The sequence below is a fragment of the Flavobacterium notoginsengisoli genome (genome assembly GCF_042686225.1).
Classification (GTDB): domain Bacteria; phylum Bacteroidota; class Bacteroidia; order Flavobacteriales; family Flavobacteriaceae; genus Flavobacterium; species Flavobacterium notoginsengisoli.
On sequence record NZ_JBHUOT010000008.1, the window covers coordinates 88,503 to 106,817 of the forward strand.

Here is an 18,315-nt window from a genome sequence, read left to right on the forward strand (position 1 = left end):
GGTGCTTTATCCCCTTCGGGGAATGTTATCAAATCTTGAGAAACCATTTCTTTTTATATAAAAAATAGAGTAACAAAAGCTGTACAACAGTTACAGACAAAGCTGTAAAAAAAGGCTGCCAAGCAATTGATGTATATTGTATAAGTCCGCCAAAAACATAATCTGCCGTATGTTTAAAATCTACCGAACCTTCGGCAGCGATATAAATCAAAATAGAATTAGAACCGATTAAAACCAATGGGAATGCCCATTTTTGAAACCCTAATAAGTCAATTATTACATAGAAAAAGACAAAAAATAAAATACTGAATCCACCGACAAAACAAACAAAAGAACTTGTCCATAAATGTTTATTGATTGGGAAATTAATATCCCAGATTAGTCCTGCAATAATCAGAACTACAGCGGTTAAAGTCATTAAAAGCAGTTTTACTTTTATCGAAAAAGTACACTTTGCTTTTAGAAACGTTCCAATAAAAACACCTAATAAAGCTGTCGAAATCGCCGGAAGAGTTGAAAATATTCCTTCCGGATCATAAACGGTGCTGTGCAATCTTCCCGGTAAAAACAAACGGTCAATATAACCTTCCAGCGAACCTTCTTTGGTTAAAACCCCTGCTCCAAAATTAGGAACCGGAATCCATTTCATTGCTACATAGTAGCCAATCAAAATTCCGAAAAACCAGATTAATTGTTTCTTGAAATCAAAATTTAAATAGATGATTCCGGCAAAAAACCAAGCCAAGCCGATTCGGCCTAAAACGCTTGCAAAACGAGTATGATCAAAACCATCAAAACGAAGCAATCCATTTACTATAAATCCTAAAACCAGTAAAATACAGGTTCTTCTTAACATTGATAAATAGATTTTACGCTTCTCGCTTGAAGGTAATTCCTGTGGTGTTTTTACTCCCGCCAAACTCATTTTCTTTTCGAAAGAGAAAGGCATCGAAACTCCGGCAACAAATAGAAAGACAGGAAAAATCATATCGTAAAATGTAATTCCATTCCATTCCGCATGATGCAGCTGTGAAGACATCCAGATAAAAATAGGAATTGGCGCTGCTTTGGCAAGAGCATGAATAATATGTTCGCCGCTCATAATCCAAAACATAACAAATCCGCGAAGCACATCTAAAGAGATTAGTCTTCCATTTGTAGGGTTACTCATTTTATTTAGTATTCAGTGGTCGGTTGATAGTTTTTTTTAGTTTTCTTTTAAGTATTCAGTCACAGTCGCAGTTTTCAGCGCTAATTGTGACTGAAAACTGAGACTGAAAACTGATTACTTTAAAAAATTGGTTTAATAACAAATCCGTAGTTATACTCACTTTTCGTTAATTGATATTGCTCATGAGGCGGTAATCCCCAGCTGTTGTCTCCTCCTAGACCACGCTGTGTTAAGTCGACACAAACTACGACTTCATTTCTTGGAGTGATGTCGCTGGAATGGATATTCTTTTTAGAAATTCCTCCGTCAAAATCACTCGGATAATTATTCAGAGTACTTATACCTAAAGGTTGCAGACCTTTTATTTCCAAGCCATTTCCTGAATTGCTTGACAATTTAAACCAGCGTATATCCGTCTTGTATCCATTTTCTTGTGGGCGTGTATAAGGCACATATTGGTCTGCAACTTTACTAGTATAAATTCCTTTGAAAGATGCTGTTTTTCTGTCTGGATAATTTTCTAATGGCCCTCTTCCATAATAATCCAGATTTTCTAAGCTATTTTTTAAAGTAAAAATCATTCCGAAACGCGGTAATTCCGGAACTGGATTCGCTCCTTTTTTATAAGCAACCTGTATCTCTAACTCTCCATTGTTTCCTAGTGCATATTTGATGGTATAATCAGAAGCAACATCATTTAGTTTTAATTTCGCAACGATATATTTTTTGCCGTTTTCTTCTGTCTGCTGGATGCTTTCCAGAGAAGTATTTTTTCCAGCCGTTCTCCAAACATTGGTTCTAATCTGCATTTTATTTCCAATGTCATTATCAGTTGGCGCTCTCCAGAAATTCGGTTCCGGATATTGTTTGAAATATTCTTCGCCTTTTAAACTGTAATACGAAATCAATCCAGTCGATTTACTGATTTTAACTGTAACATTATCTGAAGTCAGCACAAAATGGTCTTTGTCGTCCTGAACTTTTGCAGTACTTTCTTTTTCTGATTTTTCGAAATATTTACTGTCTTCAATTACAAATTGTTCTTTGGCAATTTCAAAGTTTTTAGGCAATAATTCTGAACCTTCTTTTGTGTTAGCAAAAACATTCAGTAAATATTCTGTTCCTTCTTTCGATTCTATTTTTGGTAAATCAAGCTTAAACTGTTTTTTTGACTTTGGATCCAAAGCAACATTGATTGTTCCTTCTTTGATCACTTTACCATTTTCTAAAACTTCGTATCTGAAATTGTATTTATTCAGGTTTGTAAATCCGAAATCATTATTAATTTCGATTACACCATTTTTAATATCAACTGCTTTGAATAAAATATTCTGATATACTTTTTTTACTTCAAAAGCTCCAACATGCGGTGTTCTGTCTGGATAAACTAATCCGTTATGGCAGAAATTTTCATCGTTTAGATAATTCTGGCTTCCCATATCACCACCGTAAGTCCAATATTTACGACCCGCTTCATCAACTCCATAAAATCCCTGATCTACCCAATCCCAGATAAAACCACCCTGCATATTTTTGCTTCCACGAATGATATCCCAATATTCCTGAAAATTTCCGCTGCTGTTTCCCATAGCATGCGAGTACTCACACATAATATACGGACGACTCACTTCTTTTCTTGCCGCATATTCTTTCATGTATTCAATTGTTGGATACATTGGACAAACGATATCTGTGTTTTCGTTTTCTTTCGCCTGCTCAAATTGAACCAAACGGGAATTATCTCTCTTTTTGATCCATTTGTAGGCTTCGTGGAAAACAGGCCCATTGGCACTTTCATTTCCTAACGACCAAATAATGACCGATGGCATATTTTTATCTCTTTCTACCAAACTATAAATTCGGTCTAAATGTGCTTCTCTCCATTCTGGAAGATGTCCTGGATTCGTTTTTGGATTCATCCAGATTAGAGGCTGTCCCTCTACTCCCATTCCATGGCTTTCAATATTGGCTTCATCCACCAAAAACAAACCGTATTTATTACATAGTTTTACCCATAAAATATTGTTCGGATAATGACTGCAGCGAACCGAATTTATATTCAGCTGTTTCATCATTTTGATGTCTTTCATCATCGTAGCCTCATCCTGATAATGTCCCGTTTCTGGATTATGCTCATGAATATTTACACCATGAACCATCAATCGGACTCCGTTTACCAGTAACTGCCCGCCTTTTAATTCTACTTTTCTAAATCCGATTTGAGTTCCAACCGTTTCTATAATTTCTCCTTTTACATTTTTTAAGGTCAGAACCAACGTATATAAATTCGGCGTTTCACTGCTCCACAATTTTGGACTTGAAACATTCTGAGAAAAATTAATATTCTGAATTTTTGAAGCTTCAAAATTGACATTAAACTCTTTACTGAAAACATTTTTACCAGAAGCATCTACCAATTTTGCAACCAGCTTTTGATTGTTTACTGTTTTTGAAGTCAGATTTTTTAAACTTACATCAACACTTAAACTTCCGTTTTTATATCTAGCGTCTAAATCCGGTTTTGCAAAGAAATCTGAAATACGAACATCTTCCGTACTATACAAATAAACATTTCTGTCAATTCCAGAAAGTCTCCACATGTCCTGATCTTCCAAATACGAACCGTCACTCCATCTGTACACTTCTACAGCCAGATTGTTTTTTCCAGGTTTTAAGTATTTAGAAATATCAAATTCTGCCGGACTTTTGGTATTTTCAGTATAACCAACTTTTTCGCCGTTTACCCAAATATACATAGCCGCTGTTCCTGCTTCGAAATGAAGAAAAACGTGTCGGTTTTTCCAGTTTTCAGGCAGTACAAAATCTTTTTTATAAGACCCAACCGGATTATCCCAATGATTGATAAACGGCGGATTTTTCTCAAACGGATATGTAATATTGGTATAAATTGGCACACCATATCCATTTAATTCCCAATTGGAAGGCACTTGAAGGTCTTTCCAATGCAGTGTACTGAAATCTGTTTTATAAAAATCTTTTGGGCGTTCATCCGGCGTTGGCGACCAGGAAAACTTCCATGTTCCGTTTAAAGAAAAATACCAGGGTGAATTTTCATATTTATCCATTATGGCAGAAGTTTCATCTGCATAAGGAAGAAAAGCAGCGCGGGCTGGTTCTCTGTTAATTTGAAATACCTCAGGGTTTTCCCAATCGTTACGTTCTTTTTCCTGAGCCGAAATACCCGCCGAGAAAAGCAGTAAAAGGCTTATAAAAAATATTTTGGTTTTCTGCATTATTTTGGTTTTAGATAGCTGGTAATTATTTTTTTTAAAACACATAGAAACATAGTTTTTCTTTATCTCAAAAGGCATTTCACTTAATAGAAAAACACATAGCTATGTGTGGAAACTAGTTTCTTCTAATTTGTTTTACGCTCAAAAGAAAAATCTATGTTTCTATGTGTTTATATAACCTTTTTTAAAACTTTAATTTTTCTGGCAAATACTTAGCAACTAATTCTTTATAATAAGGAAGCAATGCTTGTACGTCTGGTTTAACAGGAGCTTTAGTGTACAAATCATACGGATTGAACTTTCTTACCCAATCAAACATTTCGATATCTTTTTCATTCATTAAATGAGCATAAGCATTTTCTTTATGCTGAGAATAAAAAGAGTGGTAACGAATCATATACAAAGCTGGATCTGGCAGATAATCTTTCATAATCTGATACAGATATTCGTCATGACCCCAGCTCATTTTTACCTTATCTAATCCGCAGTTTTGGGTGTAGATTCCTAATTTGGTATTGAATCTCTCATCAGTATAATCCGGATTTTCTTTAAAGAATTCTGAATACACAATTTTATCTGAATACGCACATCCAACAGGAAATGTATCTCCAACCACAGCCCATTGCGGTTCTCCAAACAAGCATAAAACTTTACCCAAATCGTGAATAAAACCTGTCAGTACAAACCAATCCGGATGGCCATCGGCACGAATGGCTTCTGAAGTCTGTAAAAGGTGTTGTGTCTGATCTAAGTCAATATCTGGGTCGCTGTCGTCTACAAGTGTGTTCAAAAACTCAACAGCTTCCCAGATTGACATTTCTTTTCTATTAAATTGCAGAAATTCCTGTTCTTTACTGCATACAAAGTCATAAGTTTGATAGGTATGGTTAATTCTGTAAAACTCTTTAACCGTTTCTACTCTTTCTGAATCGACATAATTTCTAAATTCTTCTTTCTGCTTTTCTTTTACCTCTTCATTTTCTTCAGAAGGATCAGGATATCGCATTAACAAATCATCTTCCCACTCATCTAAATTTTTCAACGGATTGTCTGTGTCTATATGCTTTTTCATAATGGTTAATAGTTAAAAGTTACTAACACAAAAATAGAATTACATATTCCTTTCAAAATGGATTAATACATCAAAAACATGGATAATTCTGATTATTGTAGGATTTTTACAGGCAATTATTAAAAACAACATGAATATAAATTGGGCTAAAAGTCCAAAAGTACCAAAGTGGTGCATCGAACTACGCAGTAACATGAGAATGAATAACACCCTGAAAGGGCGAAAACACCAAAGTAGTGCACCGCACTACGTGTTAACATAAGGATGAATAGTACCCTAAAAGGGTGAAAGCACCAAAGTAGTGCACCGCACTACGCATTAACATGAGAATGAATATCACCCTGAAAGGGTGAAAGCACAAATATGCTCATACAAAAATACTCAGATCATGCTTTCGCCCTTTCAGGGCTGAATTGGATGTTGTGTATTATTCAACAGTGCGCTGCACTACTTTGATGCTTTAGCTCTTTCAGAGCTGGACTGTAAAATTTTGCGAATTGCTTTAATTGTAACCGATAAATACAGCCAGTAGTTTCAACCGCTGGAACATCATGAAAAAAAATAAATTATGTGTATATATTGTCGATATACGTTATGTTCCCGTGGTTGAAACCACGGGCTATGTTTTAATGCTGACTACAGAAACGATAAGATCACAAATTTGTATTTCAAATATAGCCTGTGGTTTCAACCAAAGGAACATTGCGATAAAAATTAGATTATGAATATGCATTGTAAATATACATTACGTTCCCGTGGTTGAAACCACGGGTTATGTTTTATCAAATTCGTGAAAATTGGTGTAATTAGTGGCGAAAAAAAATCTTTTAAATCCTCTTAATCTGTGGCGAAAAAACCTAATTAATAATTTTACTAGGAGGAAACCCAAACTGCTTTTTAAAACATCTACTAAAATAAAGCGGATCATTAAACCCCACCAAATTCGTCACTTCCGAAACATTATATTTCTTTGTTTTAAGCAGTTCTGCCGATTTTTTCAAACGAATGGTTCTAATAAATTCATTTGGTGCCAAATCCGTTAATTCTTTGATTTTTCTATATAATTTAGACGAACTCACACCCAGTTTATCACATAGAAAATCAGTTGAAAGATCTACTTCACTTAGATTATCATTGATTAAATTCGTTACTTTTTCCATAAATTCTTCATCAATTGGAGAATGTGTCAGCATACTTACTTTGCTTTCCACCTCGCCGGAGAATTTCTGTTTCAACTCTAATCTCGATTTAATCATGTTTTCAATAACCGTTTTCAGCAATAAAGGCTCAAAAGGTTTTACCAAATAACCGTCAGCTCCTGTGTCATAGCCTTTTACCTTGTCCATGTTTTCAGAAAGAGCCGTCAGCATTACAACCGGAATATGACTAATGAACTCATCATTTTTAAGTTCACGGCAGAATTCCAATCCGTCCATAATTGGCATCATGACATCTGTAACGCATAAAATTGGTTTTATTTGTCGGCAGATTTTTAAACCTTCCATTCCATTTTCGGCCTCATAAACTTTGTAGTAATCAGACAAATAATCCACCAGATATTTTCTAAGTTCGTTGTTGTCTTCAATTACTAATATTTTTTCTTTTAAATCGGTGTTTTGAATAATTTTCTTCGCCGCTTTTTCCGGAATAAGCATACTCAGGTTATCGTTTTTAAGAGCGTATTCGAATACTTCTTTATGCTCGTAAGAGTCACGGTCAATTGGAATTTCAACTCTAAAAGTACTTCCTTTTCCTGGAGTGCTTTCGACCGAAATAGTTCCTTTATGAATGGCAACTAAAGATTTTACCAAAGACAAACCAATCCCAGATCCAGTATTATTGGCTTTACTGTTGGTTGCCTGATAAAATCGTTTAAAAATTTTCTCTTGACTTTTTACGGGGATTCCAATTCCGTCATCCGTTACTTCAATCACTAAAATATCCTCAACCGTGTCTTTCAATCTTACATCCAAATCTACGTTTCCGTTTTTGTTGGTAAATTTTAAAGCATTCGATAAAAGGTTGTACAGAATCTTATCGTATTTATCATTGTCCAGCCAGCCGTTTATTTCATCATCTTCGGTAATAAAATTGAGCTTAATCTTTTTATTATAAGCCATTTCTTTGAAAGAATCGAAGATGTTTTTTGAGTACGCTAAAATATCCGTTTTAGTCACTTTCAGTTTCAATTCTCCTGATTGTGCTTTTCTAAAATCCAAAACCTGATTTACCAGATTCAATAATCTGCTGGCATTTTGATAAATTAAATTGTATCTGCTTTTTTCATAATCCGTTGCATTACTGCTTTCATCTAAAAGCTGTTTGGCAGGGCCTAAAATCAATGTTAACGGCGTTCTTAATTCATGCGAAATATTCGTAAAAAAACGGAGTTTTTCGTTATTCAGTTTGATGTCGTGTTCTCTGTTTACTTTCTCCGTAAGCAGTTCTTGTTTTAAACGAATTCGGTTTTTGATTTCTTTTCTAATAAAATAAAAAATCCCAAACAAAATCGCAAAAAACATCAAAAACGATGTTGGTGTCAGCCAGAACGGAGGCAGAATTTTTATTTTATACGAAACCGTTTTACTCCAATATCCATCACTGTTGCTCGATCTGATTTTAAAAGTATAATTTCCCGGATAAAGGTTGGTATATTGAACAATTCTCGAAGTACTGTTTGCTGTAATCCAATGTTTATCAAAACCTTCCAGCATGTACTGAAACTTATTCAGTTTTTCATTTGCAAAAGACGGAGCCGAAAACTGAAGAGAAAAATTTCGGTTTTTATGGCTTAATTCTATTTCTTTTCCATAATTCAGATCCTTTGAAAGCGGAATTTCTCCATTGATTTCCATTTCAGGAAAGACCTCTTCATTCTGAATTTTAAACTCAGAAATCACAGGCAATGGCGACCAATTGTTTCTTTTCATTGCCGGTGGCGAAAAAGAAATAATTCCGTTTTTACCTCCCAGAAAAATATTAGAATTATTAAAATAGAAGAAACCACTTGAACTAAAAACATCTAGTCTGTTACCGCTGTTTACATGATAAATACTGATATCTTTTAGATTAGATTTTACAAAAGCAATATTATTATTATTGATATTGAGCCAAAGATTTCCATTGGCATCAGATAAAATATCGGTAATCCATTTTCCTGAAAGTTCTTTTAAATTTTTTACAGGCTCAAATTCATTCTTTTTCGGATTAAACAGACATAATCCGAAACGCGTTGAAGCCCAGATTTTTCCTTTTACATCTACTAAAACATCACTAACATTTTCATCATGAGGTACTCCTTTTTCTTTGACAAAAAGTGATGAATACGTTTCTATTTTTCCTGAAGTAATATTGTACTTTACAACTCCGGTTTCAGTCGCAAACCATACATTGTTTTTAGCATCTCTCTCGATAGCATTAATCTGAAAATCAGGTAAAAGTTTACTCGAAGTTTCTACTTGGAGTGTTTTAGTATTTAGAATTACAGCTCCTTCTCCAAAAGACCCCACAATTATTTTATCCTCTGCAATTTTTCGAAAAGCAAAAACAGGCGATTTTTCAAATCCTGCCTTTATTTCCCTCGAAGAGTTATTCATGTAATTGTACACCAGAATGTTTCCGTCCCACAAACCGCAATAGAAAATTCTTCCGTCATCAGAATAAATACTGGCAATATCTTTTCCGGTATTGTGTAAGGGAGTTGAGCCTTTAATATTCGAAATATAAAGGCCGTTATGATAGGTCGCCACAATTACTTTTTCATCGTAAGTCTTGGCAAAACCACGAATTCTAGGTGCCTGATTGCCAATAGAACGTGAAATATCTTTGTTTAGAGTAAACTGATTTTCATACGGATCGTATTTGTCCAAACCATCTTCAGTTCCAATCCATAAGACTCCGGATTTATCAAAATACAGGGATGCAATTAAATTATCGACAAGCGAAGTATCATCAGACAAAATTGAATAATACCATTTGTAATTGCCACTTTGAATGTCTTCCAGCTGATCGCAGACCAATAATCCGCCCAAAGTTCCAACCCAGTATTTTCCGTCAGGGGCTTGTGCAACGGATAGAAAATAAGGCCCTAAAGCTCCTCTAACCTGTTTGTTATCAATATATAAATTAACAAATTGGTTTCTGGCTTTATCTAGTTTATACAATCCTTCGCGAGTACCAATAAAAATATCCGACTTGGCATCTTCGTAAATAAAGTTGATGTATGGATTTTTGATGCTCGAATTTGGAACAGAAAGTGTATACGTGTTAATCCGTACAATCGCGCCTTTTGTGTCCATTGTAATTTTGGCCACACCCGACTTTTCGTAGCTTCCCACCCAGACATTGCCTTTTTTATCTTCGAAAATTTCTTTAACGTAATCAAAACCTTTAAGCTTAATTTTATCAAATCGGTTTTCTTTCAGAGAAAATAAATAGGCTCCTTTGGTCTTAGTACCTACCCAAACTCTATTAAATTTATCTACATGAACTGATCTCACTTCATCATCTGGAAGGCTGTTTGGATCGCCTTTCTTATGAAAAAAAGTAGTAAAAACATGGGTATCCATCTGAAAAAGCGTCAATCCTTTTCGGGTTCCAATCCATAATTGATTGGCTTTTTCATCCAGTTCCAAAGCTGTGATGTCGTCATTGTATAATTTATTTTTTCCAGGCGTAGAACTCATGTAGTTTTTGAACTGATAACCGTCAAAACGATTTAATCCAGAGAACGTTCCAAACCACATGAAACCTTTTTTGTCCTGTACAATATGACGTACCGAATTATGAGACAACCCATTATTATCATTATAATGCGTAAATTTTATATTCTGTGAATAAGAATTATAAAAAAAGGCAATAAATAAAAATAATATAGGGTATTTTGGTTTCATGGAAATAAATTATAAATGCAATTTAATCTTTTTGATTTAATAAATATCAAAATTATTTAACAGATAAATTATCAATTTTGTTATTTTTCAAATCAATTTTAAAATGGTCTGAAGGCTCGCCATTCATGGTTTTGTAGAATATTTCTGCCCATAAAACCAGTTTTGGATCATCTGATTTTTTTAACTGCCTGCAGATCAATTCATATTCTTTTAATCTTTGCTTTCCAATTTTTGAAAAGGCCAGTTCATCGGCGCTTTTTAAGCGGTAAAAATCGAAAATCATATCAAAACCATTCCACGATTCAAAATCAGAAATAGTGAAAGAATTGGATTTCAAAACGGAATCAATATCTACAGCATTAGAATTCATCAGCAATAAATCTTTTCCTGAAAGATTCACAATCGATTTTAAAAAATCGGCTGGAAAATCTTCAGGCAGGAATCGTAAACGCACCAATTCTTTTAAATGCCAATTGGTAAATTCTTCATAATCTTTGGCATTCAGAATTTCTTTCTGCCAAATGTCTTTACTATTAATTTCTTTTAAATGAGCATATTCTTCTTCGTAAAAAGGAAACAAACTGTTGAATTTATTGACTTTGCTAATTACAATAGTTTCGACTTCCAAATCAGAATTAGAATGAATGGTCAATATTTTATAAGCTGGCATATACGCGGCAAGCGAAGGAGTCTGAATATTAAACAACGTATTTCCTTTTGCAGATGTTCTTACGCCAGTATCGTTAATATGCATGTGGCCTCCAAAATGAACCTGAATTCCGGCATCTGCAAATTGTTGTGCGACTTCTTCATCGGGAACTCTTTGCAATTGCATTTTATTGGCGCCGAAAAGCTGTTTTAATTCTGGCGAAGCATCATCATTGAAATCAATCATTGGATAATGACTGAAAGCAATCAGTATTTTCCCTTTTTGTTTCGCTTCCTCGGCAACTTTTTTCACCCAATTTAAAAGATGGTTTTTATAAATCAGAACGTTATTGTAACCCGTGTTCGCTCCCGAAAAATCATGTGGATCATTTGGTTTTCCAGATAATTTCTCATTCGGAACATACGCATTTGCATCTATTGCCAAAAGCCAAACTCCTTTAATTGGTTCCACCAAATAACTCGCATCGGGCAGATACAAATTAGTATTTTTTATTAGATACGTTCTTTTTTCTAAATCGGATTCTTTTTGAGCTTCTTCAAAATTGTAGTTTTCATACCTGTAATTAGAAAATGGAGTTTCCCAATATAAATCGGTTTTCTTTGGAAAGAAACCAAAATCACGCATTTCGTTTATAGTTTCTTTGTAACCCCAATTTTTTATATCAGCAGTAATTATCGGTTCTAGTTCGCTTTTATTTTTGCTGAAGTTGTTTACAGAACTGCTGATAATCTGTTCTTTTCCGTTTTTTCCTAAAAAATCAGTTTTAACAGCATCTTGAGAAAATGGTCGTACAACATCATGATTTCCTGTAGTCACATAAAAAGAAAGTCCGTGTTTTTGGGAATATTCATTGAGAATTTTTCGCAATCCACGAACATGAACAGGTTGTCCGTCATCGCTAAAATCGCCTGGAAGAACGACTTGTTTGATACCTTTTTTAACAATATCATTTAAAGCTTCTAAAAAAGCGAAATAATTTTCATTGAAAATTCTCGTAGAATGCAACTGTGAATTCATGGTTCGGATATTGGCATATTCGCCCGTTACGGGATTTGGAATTCCGCGATAGTTGCTGTCTTCAAATTGGGCAAAAATATCCTGTAAATGAGCATCAGCTATAAAAGCAATCTGAACTTCTTTTTTAGTGTTCTGCTGTGATTTGCAGGAATATAAAGAAAGTAATAGTACTAATATAGCCGATATTCTAAACATTTATTTTGTTTTTAATTTTATGATTATCCGTTATTTGTCCTATTTTTAAAAATAGAAAACCTGTAAAATCAGACGCGGATTAAACAGATTCGCTTACGCGAAAACGCGGATAAAAACGGATTTTTATTAATCTTTTTAAAAATATAAATAGATTATCCGTTTTTATCCGCGTCTTTATGAAGTAAATCTGTTTAATCCGCGTCCTTGCTTAAAGGATAATTCAATTATTTTTTAATGTATGCTTCCAATTTATCTAAAGTGTTTAGTTCTGTTTCTCTTGCACATGAAGATAAAATAGTTGTTTCTATGTTTTTTGCTGGTTTTGAAATCAACAAATACTGTGTTCCATCATCTGTATTTTTTTCAAAATCTTTTGGATTGTACTTAATTGCTCCTCCAACTTCAACAATTTCTGCGGCAACATCTTCTGGATGTTTTCCCCAAACTGCGATATAATTCGCTCCTTTTTTTGTTGCAGAATCTTTAAAGTAATTCACTCCCGTTGCAAATTGTACTTTTTCTCCAGTTAAAGAAACTGCTTCCACTTTTGCTTCTCTTTTACCAGAAAATACAGTTACACGAACTAGAATATCCACTTTTTTTCCTTTGTAAGGCACGCCTCTTGAAATCATTTCCATCCAAGAAGTGGTATCTGTTTTTCCAACTCTTGCCAAACGATTGGTAACCGGGTTTAAAGGCACTAATTTCTCTCCGTCCCAAAGTTTTACTCCTCCTAAACCAACAGTTGAAGCTACTTTATAATAATCGGCTCCCCAACCTTCTTTTTGCTGTTCTGGTGTTGGATACCAATTTGCTTTTCTTAATTCTAAACCTGGTTTTGCTTTAGAATAAACGTCGATTGCTACTTTATCGCTAAAGTAAATTCGCAACGCCATCCACTCGTTTTCAACCGCTGGCCCGTGATGTCCAATCGTTTTATATAAATCCCCTGAATCTGAGCCGATATCTGATAAATAAGTAATTTTGTCCGACTTCATATACAAACTGTTGTCTGTATTATTCTGTCCAAAACAAACGCAGCAAAAAAGTAAAGAGGTTACAATAGATAGTTTCATAATTTAAAATATTATAGTTTAAGTTGTAATTCCTGTAAATTTAAAAACAACTTTTAAAAATCTACTACGAATTTCAATCTAATCCTAAAATATTGTCATTTGATGACGAAAAGGCGTGAATCCAGTTATGTAAACATGCTCTCCATTGGTACGCAAACTTCCCTGATGATAAGTGTATTCTTCGCTTTCAAGGTTTTCGACATTTAAATGTTCACATTTTCCTGGCCCAAATTTTATGGTATCTCCTGCCATAGAAACTTCTCCATAACCGTTTTTAAGAAAATAATTCTTCTTTTCATCAGCCGTTGCTCCATTTACAGTACTTTTTTCGTTGAAACACATTTCGACTGTTACCTCGACATTTGGCGGACCATCTACTTTAAAATCCAAACTTAATGCTCCGTTATTCTCTGTAATTTCAATTACGGTAATTTGTTTTTTAACATTGCTTTTTGTTCTCGAATCAAAATCCATTTTGTTCCAAAATCTTCCATCCAATGATTCTGATAATTTATAATCTCCATCGGGTTTTCGATATTCAGGGGTAAGAGGCTGATAATAATCTGCTTCTTTGGTTTCGGTCAAAATATATTTATTTCCTTCTTTTACGATTCCGTCACTGCTGAAATAACCCATTCTAAAAAACGAAGTGGAAAGACGCATGTATTTTAAAATAGCCTCTCCTTTTCTGTACATTAAAAAATTAGGATTTGATGATCTTCCTGATACGATTTGAACCGGCTGATCATTTCCTCCAAATAAAGTAATAGACGTTTTTTCTCTTCTGATTCTAGCCAAATTAGAAAGAACAAAAAACTTTTCGAAATCATTTGGAACATTGCTTTCAGCTGGAACTTGCTTTTGAAGGTCTTCATTTTCCATAAAAAAAGCTAACGAATCGGATAAGATATCGCTTGTAAACTCAGGAAGTTTTTCAATCGTATTTACCATATAAACAAACATCGGATTTTGAGTACGAATAGCCATATATCGATATTGCCAGTAAAATTTCGTCACTTTCAAAGCCATAAACTGATCCTGTCTTTTGGAATCGACTGTAACCAGATCGCCGTTTTTTTCTGTATAATAAAAATAAGTAATGAGGTTTTTATTTACGATTTCCAGCAATTGCGGTCTTTTCAGCAATCTTGCCATCGTAATTAAAGCTTTATCAATTACTGCCGAATAAATACCACTTCGTTCTGAATAATGCCCGTCTTCGTTGAGATAAATTCCTTCTGCCAGCCATTCATCAATTCGGTTCACATATCTGGTATCTGGATAAAGCGCATTAATATTTGCTAAAGCGGCACAAATAACCCATCTATGGTTTGGTGTATGAACACCTCCAGTTATCATCGCTTCGCCTGCGTTTAAAATAAATTGTTTTACTTTTTCACGAACTATTGCCAGATCTTTCTGTTTATTTCTTTTCAATAGTACTGCGGCGGGACAAATATATTCTAAAATAAAAGCGGTGTCTGGCGGAGATTGTCTATTTCCGCCTGCATCTAAAGTTCCGTCGCTATATTGGTATTTTAACAAAATAGCTATCGCTTCATTCATCTTTTCAACTAAAAGAGGCGACTTGTAATATTCCGATCCCGAATTGCATAATGAAGCTGACATTACAGTTATGGTATTTACAATGCCTCGAAAATTATTTATTCTAATGGACGGAACTTGTGATGGCTGGTTCAGTAAACTTTTGACTTTGGCATCATTGTTCTGAACTAGTTTTTTCATTAATTGAAGATCTTCTTTTGAGGCTGTCCCATTTGCAAAAAAATCATTTGCAAAAAGAGTATTACTCATTAAAACACCTCCTAATGATAAACTGCTCAATCTGATAAATTCGCCACGGCTCATAGAATGTTTCATAATACTTTCTTTAATTAATGAAAAAACAGCTTTTACTTCAATTGTTTTAAACACATAGAGACATAGATTTTGATTACCTAAAAAGAAGACAAAAAAAACTAGGTTTCTAACACATAGACTATGTGCATTTATGTAAGTGAAACGCCTTTAACAAGCATTGAAATCTATGTCTCTATGTGTTTAAAAAAATCTCCCAGTTTTATTAATCCACTACTTTTACTAGTGTTGGATTAATTCCTAACGGGTTCTTAATTACTTTACAGATTAAAGGAAACTCTGGATTTTTGATAATCCACATTTCGGTTTCATCTATCTGTGCTTTTACATGTAATGCATCAACTGCTTTTCCATCAATAGAAATTTCATTTTTATCATCACTTTTATCCAAAACATAAGTCGTGTTATTGTAAACAAATGAACCTTTTTTAACCAAATCCTGATAAGCCGACTGTGAAATCATAAAAAACGTTTCGGTTGGTTTTAAGTTCAGAACCGGTGCATATTCTCCCTGATTGAAACTTAATTCAGTTCCGTTTTTTACGGCTTCAGGAAGCATTACTATTTTACTTTTTACTCCTCTGGTTTCCAGTTTAAAAGCCAATGCATTGTTGGAAGTTTCAGCCGTAAGCTGTAAAGTTCTCGTTTGCCCATGAAGCTTACAGACATAATGCAATTGGGTATTGTTTTTTAATGTTGGAATGTAATTCTGGGCTGTTCCTTTCTGATAAACAATGCAGAAAAGAATCATTAAAAATATATTTTTCATCTTGTTCATCATTTTATTTTGCAGGTGGTAAAATTGTTGTTCCCCAAGCTGAAGGTTTCGAATCCATTTCTAAAATTAATTCTCCTCCGTTATTAATATCCTCATGTAAAATCCATGCTTTGTTGTATGGTTTTCCGTTTAAGAAAGCGGTTTTAATGTATTTGTTTTTATCACTCATTTTTTTAGTAGTGATTTTAAAACTTTTACCGTTTTCTAATTTCATAACCGTTTCTTTTATCAAAGGCGTATTAATCAAATAATAAGGCTGTCCGGCATTTGGATATAATCCCATCATGTGGAAAGCCAGCCACGAAGACATCGCTCCTGAATCGTCGTTACCCGGAAGTCCTTCTCTTGACGTATTGAAATTATCCTTGATAATCGTTCTGATTCTGTCACTGCTCAAATAGGGTTTTCCAATCCAGTGATACAAACAAGGCGTTAGGAATGAAGGTTCGTTAGCAACATTGAATAAATTATTATCAAAGAAAATGTCCAATCGAGTTTCGAAAGCTTTTTCTCCACCTGCTTTTTTTACCAATTCCGGAATATCGTGTGGCAAACTAAATGAATATTCCCAAGAAGTTCCTTCGTAGAAAAACACACACCAATGGCAGACATACCAAGGAGATTCGATAATGACAGGCGTATATTTAAAAGTTGGTTTCTGGATTTTAGATTCTCCGAAAACGACATCATCCAGCCAGTTTCCGTCTTTGTCTTTTGGCATGATGAATCCTTTTGCACCGTTATTTTCATAATCTGCACGCCATAAATTCTGCCAGCTTTCGGCTTGTTTCATGTATTGATTGTACAAGTCCTTTTTGCCTAAACCTTTGGCTACTGTGGCAATGTTATAATCGTTGTATGAATAATCTATTGTTCGGTTTCCTGCTCGGTCTGTGCCGTAGGGAACGTAACCTAATTTCAGATAATCTAAAAGTCCGCCACGCCCTTCTCTTTCTTCATTTCCTCCCGGCGGTACTGTTGCGTCTTTGATCATTGCCTGCAAAGCCAATTCATAATCAATTCCTTTTAAGTTTTTTACAAAAGCATCTGCAATTACAACCTCAGCGTTAGAACCGCCCTGAGTTCTTCCGTTATCATTTCCGCTTCTTCCTTCGGGCATATAGCCTTCGCGTTTGTAAATATTCAGCATTGCGTTGATAATATCTACTTTACGTTTAGAATCTATTAAAGTAATTAACGGACTTGAAGTTCTGAAGGTATCCCAAATCGTATAAAAATCATCATAATACGGTTCGTCATTCGTCCATAACGGATTTTCTCCTGTTCTGTCAACTGGCATAATCATCGTGTGGTACAAACCCGTGTAGAACATTTTTCTGTATTCTACAGAAGTATCATCCGATAATTTGATTCGGCTTAATAAATCTTCCCATTTATTTTCTAAAGTGGCCAAAACGGTATTGAAATTCCAATGCGGGATTTCAATTTCTATATTATTTTTCGCTTTTAATTCACTTAAAAATGAAATTCCGATTTTGACATTCAATTCTTCTTTTCCTGAATTTCCGAAAGAAAGCAAAGCTCCTGTTTTCTTTCCTGAATCAAACTGTGCTTTTTGATTGTTGTAAAATTTACCGTCTTTAAAAGTGACATATTTAGCAATTGGCTGATCGAAAACGGCCCAGAAATAAACCGTATAAGCTCTTCCGTTATTCCATCCTCCTCGAATTCGGCTGTAACCTCTTACTTCTGTGTCTGAAACAATTTCGATTTGAGAACCTACAAACTGCTGGGCTTCTCTGGCATCAGGAATTTTTTCTTCTCCAAGGAAAAATCCTGGGTCAATCTTTAATTCTTTTGATTTATCTTTTGGATAAGTAATTCTATAAAATGAAACTTTTTCCCCAGTTGTAATTTCGGTTTTAATGTTGTTCTCTTTGAAAACGGTTTCATAATACCCCAGCTTTACATTTTCTTCTGTTCTAAAAGAAGTCTGATCAATTTTGTTCAAAGCACCAGAAAATGGCATAATCTGAATATTTCCATATTTTGGGCCACCTCCCGTTCCGCTCACGTGTACCTGACTGAATCCTGTGACTTCTTTAGGCATTGGAAGCCATCCACTGTTTGGACTCGAAGTACAGTCTGGACTTGGTTTTACCATTCCGTAAGGACAGGAAGGGCCAATAAAAACCCTGCCCACTCCCTCGGAACCGATCATTGGGTCAACGTATTGATGAACTTTTTGCTGTGCGCTACCTGTAATAGTAAGAAATGAAATTCCTAAAAAAAAGATAAACTTGGATGATATTTTCATTGTGGTTACTTCTTTGTTTTTTGTTGGCATGTAT

The 18,315-nt window shown here is 34.6% G+C and carries 9 protein-coding genes; all 9 read right to left on the reverse strand.

Annotation, left to right across the window (positions count from 1 at the left end; genetic code table 11):
- Positions 1-28 precede the first annotated feature (28 nt).
- The 9 genes from ACFS3A_RS17870 to ACFS3A_RS17910 all read right to left on the reverse strand — a co-directional run bounded on the left by ACFS3A_RS17870 (position 29) and on the right by ACFS3A_RS17910 (position 18,311).
- Positions 29-1,171, reverse strand: coding sequence for an acyltransferase family protein (locus tag ACFS3A_RS17870; RefSeq protein ID WP_379826926.1), 1,143 nt, complete (start codon positions 1,169-1,171; stop codon positions 29-31).
- A 119-nt stretch (positions 1,172-1,290) separates the two neighbouring features.
- Positions 1,291-4,425 carry a glycoside hydrolase family 2 TIM barrel-domain containing protein gene (locus tag ACFS3A_RS17875; RefSeq protein ID WP_379826928.1) on the reverse strand — a complete coding sequence of 1,045 codons (3,135 nt, stop codon included), beginning with the start codon at positions 4,423-4,425 and terminating at the stop codon, positions 1,291-1,293.
- A 184-nt stretch (positions 4,426-4,609) separates the two neighbouring features.
- Entirely contained in the window at positions 4,610-5,497 is an 888-nt protein-coding gene (locus tag ACFS3A_RS17880; RefSeq protein ID WP_135223848.1) for an inositol oxygenase family protein, read from the reverse strand.
- 857 nt (positions 5,498-6,354) lie between these two features.
- On the reverse strand, positions 6,355-10,389 hold the full coding sequence (locus ACFS3A_RS17885) for a hybrid sensor histidine kinase/response regulator transcription factor (RefSeq protein WP_379826929.1): 4,035 nt from the start codon (positions 10,387-10,389) through the stop codon (positions 6,355-6,357).
- Positions 10,390-10,441: 52 nt separating this feature from the next.
- Positions 10,442-12,271 (reverse strand): metallophosphoesterase, encoded by a 1,830-nt coding sequence (locus ACFS3A_RS17890; protein ID WP_379826931.1) that lies wholly within the window; start codon positions 12,269-12,271, stop codon positions 10,442-10,444.
- A gap of 224 nt (positions 12,272-12,495) precedes the next feature.
- Positions 12,496-13,347: a DUF4861 family protein gene (locus tag ACFS3A_RS17895; protein ID WP_109194089.1), complete on the reverse strand. Its 852-nt coding sequence runs from the start codon at positions 13,345-13,347 to the stop codon at positions 12,496-12,498.
- Between the two features lie 84 nt (positions 13,348-13,431).
- Positions 13,432-15,282 carry a hypothetical protein gene (locus tag ACFS3A_RS17900; protein ID WP_379826932.1) on the reverse strand — a complete coding sequence of 617 codons (1,851 nt, stop codon included), beginning with the start codon at positions 15,280-15,282 and terminating at the stop codon, positions 13,432-13,434.
- Between the two features lie 148 nt (positions 15,283-15,430).
- The gene (locus tag ACFS3A_RS17905; protein WP_379826933.1) at positions 15,431-15,994 is read right to left on the reverse strand and encodes a hypothetical protein; all 564 of its coding nucleotides are present in this window, start codon (positions 15,992-15,994) and stop codon (positions 15,431-15,433) included.
- Positions 15,995-16,007: 13 nt separating this feature from the next.
- Positions 16,008-18,311, reverse strand: coding sequence for a GH92 family glycosyl hydrolase (locus ACFS3A_RS17910; RefSeq protein ID WP_379826935.1), 2,304 nt, complete (start codon positions 18,309-18,311; stop codon positions 16,008-16,010).
- Positions 18,312-18,315: the final 4 nt, after the last annotated feature.

Excerpts from the sequence above, each read along its gene's own strand:
- ACFS3A_RS17870 (WP_379826926.1), bottom strand. The coding sequence starts at position 1,171 with ATGAGTAACCCTACAAATGGAAGACTAATCTCTTTAGATGTGCTTCGC.
- ACFS3A_RS17875 (WP_379826928.1), bottom strand. The coding sequence starts at position 4,425 with ATGCAGAAAACCAAAATATTTTTTATAAGCCTTTTACTGCTTTTCTCG.
- ACFS3A_RS17880 (WP_135223848.1), bottom strand. The coding sequence starts at position 5,497 with ATGAAAAAGCATATAGACACAGACAATCCGTTGAAAAATTTAGATGAG.
- ACFS3A_RS17885 (WP_379826929.1), bottom strand. The coding sequence starts at position 10,389 with ATGAAACCAAAATACCCTATATTATTTTTATTTATTGCCTTTTTTTAT.
- ACFS3A_RS17890 (WP_379826931.1), bottom strand. The coding sequence starts at position 12,271 with ATGTTTAGAATATCGGCTATATTAGTACTATTACTTTCTTTATATTCC.
- ACFS3A_RS17895 (WP_109194089.1), bottom strand. The coding sequence starts at position 13,347 with ATGAAACTATCTATTGTAACCTCTTTACTTTTTTGCTGCGTTTGTTTT.
- ACFS3A_RS17905 (WP_379826933.1), bottom strand. The coding sequence starts at position 15,994 with ATGAAAAATATATTTTTAATGATTCTTTTCTGCATTGTTTATCAGAAA.
- ACFS3A_RS17910 (WP_379826935.1), bottom strand. The coding sequence starts at position 18,311 with ATGCCAACAAAAAACAAAGAAGTAACCACAATGAAAATATCATCCAAG.